Here is a 1541-nt window from a genome sequence, read left to right as displayed (position 1 = left end):
GGCTTACGAGCCTCAGGGAATGGTTCGGCGCTAATGACCCGGCCGACACGCAACTCCACCTTTGTGAAGTCATTCCATTCGATTTGCTCCATTGCTTGTCTTTCTGGTGGCCTAACGCCCTAGTTAACCGGCGCCGTAGCGCGAAGCGCGGAGGGTACCGCGGCAGGCCATGAGAATGCCGAAGGCATGGCCTGCCGTGGCGTCCGCGTTGAACGACCAGTTAGGCGGCGGCCCGTTCGAGAATGATTCACAGTGTGCGCCCCAATAGTTTTTCTACTTGCTTTCGCTCCCATTCTGCCCCGAAGAATGGGATGAATTCAAATGTGGCTGCGGCATGAGCAATGATGCCAATTCCCCAGCCAAAGGCGGGCCAGAAGAACCACAACTTTGATGGATGCGTTACTAGGTTGATAACTGCAAGCGCGCTAATGACCACAACGTACTGTGCCAGGTGAATATAGAAGCCTTTGATTTTGCGAACCTTCGCGAGTGCGAGTTGTTCGTCCTGCTTGGATGTGCTAGTTGCGCTCATGTCTTGCTCACTGGTGAGAGTAGAGAAGTCGATCTCGAAGACCGACGCCAGTGATTTCAAGGATTCTGCGCTGGCTGGTTGACCGTTTTCAATGCGCTGAATGGTTCTAGCGCTAAGCCCGCTCAATTCGGCGAGTTGCTGTTGAGACCAACCACGTTGCAGGCGTAATTTCTGAACATTCATAGAGAGTCCTTGTCATCACGCCGCAGAGGTTGAAGCATTTGAGCGAAGCCGGCTACGACACGAGTACGACAGCATAGCGACACCAACGCGACAGAGGGCGACAATGCCGCAGCCTGAGACGCCTAACGCCCAAGGTAAGCGGCGCCGGAGCCCGCTAGGGCGGAGGGTACCAATGCTGGCCATGAAAATGGCGAAGCCATGGCCAGTATTGGCGTCGGCTTGACCGCCCAGTTAGGCGCTGAATTTGGGGCGATGGCCATAAGCAAGCGTGTTAATGGGCACGCGGCCCTAACTTGGACACCGTTGCGGGTGCAATGATGCGATGGGCGGGCGTGACAAAGAACATGTAGATGCGCCCCATGAGGTTGTGAACGTGAACCACGGTAGAAACCGACGCAACTGTGCATCCGGGCTTATCCTGGGTTGTCACGGAGATCTTCACGTTCAAGTGTCTATCTGTTTCCCCGAGGATAACTTCGCGTTCGTGCAGCTCGAGAACCTTGAATATGCCCGCTTGATCACCTACTCGATAGGCTTGGGGCGGCTTCTGCGGGTCAATACCGCTCAGCGGCCCCATGTCCTTAAGTCCCAGCCTTGCAACTACTTTGTTGCGTATGTTCATGAGGAAGTCGACCCAGCGAGGCGTTTGGGAAACAACGCTCAAATAGAGTTCAAGTGGGCTTCTCGAATCGGTGGGTAGCTCAACGGAGTAGCAGTCGTAGAAGTAGGCCGTGCGCAAGCTCTCACTGAGTGCGCTAAATGCCGGTACATCAGTGGCTTGTGCGTGCATTTTGTGTGGGCCTAACGCCCAAGGTAAGCGGCGCCG

2 protein-coding genes and 1 pseudogene are annotated in these 1541 nt (G+C 55.4%); all 3 read right to left on the bottom strand.

Features of this window, described 5'->3' with window-relative positions:
- Positions 1 to 92: pseudogene (locus EPO09_RS22380) on the bottom strand (tRNA-binding protein); the annotation flags it as partial.
- 155 nt (positions 93 to 247) lie between these two features.
- Entirely contained in the window at positions 248 to 715 is a 468-nt protein-coding gene (locus EPO09_RS22200; protein ID WP_290646806.1) for a helix-turn-helix domain-containing protein, read from the bottom strand.
- 271 nt (positions 716 to 986) lie between these two features.
- On the bottom strand, positions 987 to 1505 hold the full coding sequence (locus tag EPO09_RS22195; RefSeq protein WP_290646808.1) for a DUF2867 domain-containing protein: 519 nt from the start codon (positions 1503 to 1505) through the stop codon (positions 987 to 989).
- Positions 1506 to 1541 lie beyond the last annotated feature (36 nt).

Source organism: Aquabacterium sp., assembly GCF_004297345.1.
Taxonomy (GTDB): domain Bacteria; phylum Pseudomonadota; class Gammaproteobacteria; order Burkholderiales; family Burkholderiaceae_C; genus Aquabacterium.
Note: the sequence above shows the minus strand (reverse complement) of the source record. Positions and strands in the feature narration are given on the sequence as shown.